Here is a 3,017-nt window from a genome sequence, read left to right as displayed (position 1 = left end):
CAAGGTTTGATCGATGCCGATACCGCCATCATCGATGCCAAATCCGGTACCTCCGGCGGCGGGAGACAAGCCAAAACCCATCTGTTACTCGCCGAAGCCGATAACAGCATTACTGCCTACAGCATCGCTGGACACCGCCATACTCCAGAAATCGAGCAAGTATGCAGCGATCTCGCCAGTCATGAGGTTAAAGTCCAATTTACCCCCCACCTGATGCCAATGGTACGCGGCATCCTCGCCACCGTCTATGCCACGATCCGCGATCCGGGTTTAGTCACCGAAGACTTAATCACGATCTATAAAGCCTTCTATCGCTCTTCCCCCTTTGTCAGAATCCTCGAAGGTGGCATCTATCCCCAAACCAAATGGGCAGCAGGTACCAATCTGTGCTACATCGGCTTAGAAGTAGATGCCCGCACCGGACGCGTCATCGTAGTTTCCGCGATCGATAATCTCATCAAAGGGCAAGCCGGACAAGCGATCCAATGCCTCAATGCAGCCATGGGTTGGGATGAAACCCTCGGTTTACCACAATTGAGTTTCTATCCTTAATTAAAAGACTAAATATTTATCCTCGGTTAACACGAGGGTAAATTATTTGTGAAGGAGATCTTTTGTCGTTAAAGTGTCTTCGATAGAGTCAAGCATGTAACATTTAGGTCGATTACTCAAGTTCAGCAGATCGTTGGCTTAACTTCGGCTTTGCCGAATTGCCGATCTACAATAATAAGATATGCATCTAATCTCAATTCGGAACCTACGATCGGATGCTACCAAATATCCAGATACGCAGACAGTAATTGAAGAATGGTACAAAGTTGTCAAAACTGTATTTTGGCAAAATCTTGAGGAAGTTAAACAGATTTACCGCGATACAGAAGCTGTTGGTAACTTTACTGTCTTCAATATCAAAGGAAACAATTATCGACTAATTGTAGATATCAACTATGTTAATCAAATTATATACTACAAGTATTTTCTAACTCATTCAGAATACGATAAGGATTCTTGGAAAAATGACGATTACTTTTGATAGAGCAGTCTACATTAATTTATTAGCAGATTTCGTCCCTGAAGTAATTACATCAGAAGCGGAGTACGATCGAGCCTTAGCAATTGCTGAACCCTTAGTAGCTAATCGCAATCTAAGTAATGAAGAGTCAAAATTCCTATCGTTAATCGTGACATTAATCGAAGACTATGAAAGCAAGCATTATCCAATGGGTGATGTCAGTCCTCATGCGGCTTTGTTACATCTAATGGAATATAGCAATACTAGTCAAGCCGATTTAGTTGGATCGATCGGTTCTGCTGAGATTGTGGCTGAAATTGTTGATGGTAAACGCTCGATCGATCCCATCCAAGCTAAGGCTCTTGGTGAATATTTTCAGGTTTCTGCTGGTTTATTTATTTGAAATTAGGTTAATTGACTGCTCATTGTCCGCGCCCTGGTTTACAATCGGCAAATCCCAATGCCTCTGTATCGAGGAAACTAGCGATCGCCATTTCAACTACAGCTTGGACTGGGTACTCAATTTCAGTAGCTCTGGCAATCATCGCCGAGCGAATCCTTTCTGGCAATAGTTCTAGGATAATCGCAGCATCAGCAGCAGAAAGTTGTTCTAAAAGTTTTGTTTGCATAGTATTACCGTTCGCCTGGAATCTGAACGTTATAAGGTGGTTCGGTTGCTCTCAAAATTATGGCTTCTAGTTCCAATAGTAACGCAGGGTTTTGCCAATGAGAAATTATCTCGAAAGCAATCCGCACATCTTCATCGCTATATTTATCGAGCCACGCCCATAAAAATGATTTGTGTCCGCCAGTGAAACGCCCACGCAGGCTCTTCGTTTTGCCGATGTAGAGCAAACCGTCTATTTTGTGTCTGATGGCATAGATACCAGGACGAGCAGGGATAGTAGTTAGCTCGCGGTTCAAGGGTTGACATAGATCGAAGGGCATAAAGACGATCGCATTTAGGATGCCCTGAGCCTGGATCTGAAGTTCGGAGTCGTTTGTCGGCATGGAAATAATCGGACGGATCTCACAAAAGCCATATTCTCACAAATTCTGTTGCAGTCTACCGATCGATCAACTAGACCCGATCGCATTTCGATTGAGTATTCAATTTCAGTAAATCTATCCTCTTATCTAGAGTGATTTTGAGTAATCACTCCAAAATAATTTTGGCATTGCAGCACAAATTTTCCCATAAAATTGATTTGTTCATACACTCAATCCATCAATTTTCATTTTTTTCAGCTACACAATCAAGTGAAGCGGGTAATTTACCTGAAAGATGTTTAGATAGCAACATCGGAGATCCAAACTGAGTGTCTGCTATATAAATGGAATTATTACAAACTATTCCATGTCCGAAAATAGCAAAGTCTCTTCCTGCTGGCTTTCCTGTTTGTTCGATCGCAACAATTAGCTGATGACCAGTTGGAACAATGCGACCGAAAAAAATCCAGTCATACTTAAATTGAATAGTTTGTTCTATCCATGCTTCGCGAATAGGGTATTCAGATTTCTCCCAATGAATTGTCTTTCGGATGAGAGTTGGTTGTGAAATAAATACTTTATTGTTACGGGACATTGCTATTGATTGACTTACATAACCTGGTGAATAATATTCATTAACCACGTTTGAGATATGTTTAAGAGCGACTATTAACCCTAAGAACACAAAAACAATACCTCCAAGTACTTTCTTCCACATTAGTTTTAAATATATCAAGTTCGCTGTTAGATTTAGAGTGTTCTACATTTAGATTTACTTACTCAATATTAATCTCGATCGAACAACCTTCAGTAACTGCAACTCTACCCCAGAAACCTGCTCTAACATAAACACCATCTGTTCTGGACGCAACAACGTTCCATCATTCGCGCAACTACCCACATATCGCAACTCCACATCTTTCTCATCAGCAACTTTCAGTAATTCCAGCTCATACAATCGATCGCGTAGATTGATTTGCGTATTCTTACCAGATTTAGACTTTTTATCCTGAAT

General features: G+C 41.3%; 7 protein-coding genes. 3 read left to right on the top strand and 4 right to left on the bottom strand.

Translation table 11 applies throughout. The features are described from left to right. From argC to RMO79_RS08235, 3 genes are all read left to right on the top strand, one after another. Positions 1–552: N-acetyl-gamma-glutamyl-phosphate reductase (gene argC / locus RMO79_RS08245; RefSeq protein WP_310482636.1), on the top strand; the 552-nt coding region annotated here is incomplete at its 5' end. A gap of 181 nt (positions 553–733) precedes the next feature. After that, on the top strand, positions 734–1,033 hold the full coding sequence (locus RMO79_RS08240; RefSeq protein WP_310482635.1) for a type II toxin-antitoxin system HigB family toxin: 300 nt from the start codon (positions 734–736) through the stop codon (positions 1,031–1,033). Then, positions 1,017–1,415: a transcriptional regulator gene (locus tag RMO79_RS08235; RefSeq protein ID WP_310482634.1), complete on the top strand. Its 399-nt coding sequence runs from the start codon at positions 1,017–1,019 to the stop codon at positions 1,413–1,415. The genes RMO79_RS08240 and RMO79_RS08235 overlap by 17 nt, the downstream gene beginning before the upstream one ends. A 19-nt stretch (positions 1,416–1,434) precedes the next feature. Here RMO79_RS08235 and RMO79_RS08230 read toward each other — a convergent pair whose 3' ends face one another. From RMO79_RS08230 to RMO79_RS08215, 4 genes are all read right to left on the bottom strand, one after another. Next, positions 1,435–1,641, bottom strand: coding sequence for a hypothetical protein (locus RMO79_RS08230; protein WP_310482633.1), 207 nt, complete (start codon positions 1,639–1,641; stop codon positions 1,435–1,437). Between the two features lie 4 nt (positions 1,642–1,645). Continuing rightward, a complete protein-coding gene (locus RMO79_RS08225; protein ID WP_310482632.1) occupies positions 1,646–2,023 on the bottom strand; it encodes a GIY-YIG nuclease family protein in 378 nt (125 codons plus the stop codon). A gap of 217 nt (positions 2,024–2,240) precedes the next feature. Next, positions 2,241–2,720, bottom strand: a complete 480-nt coding sequence (locus RMO79_RS08220; RefSeq protein ID WP_310482631.1) for a hypothetical protein — start codon at positions 2,718–2,720, stop codon at positions 2,241–2,243. 54 nt (positions 2,721–2,774) lie between these two features. Next, a partial coding sequence (locus RMO79_RS08215) for a hypothetical protein (RefSeq protein WP_310482630.1) occupies positions 2,775–3,017 on the bottom strand: 243 nt, incomplete at its 5' end.

Source organism: Chamaesiphon sp. VAR_48_metabat_403 (genome assembly GCF_031422475.1).
Classification (GTDB): Bacteria; Cyanobacteriota; Cyanobacteriia; order Cyanobacteriales; family Chamaesiphonaceae; genus Chamaesiphon.
This window is presented reverse-complemented; position numbering and strand designations above follow the sequence as displayed.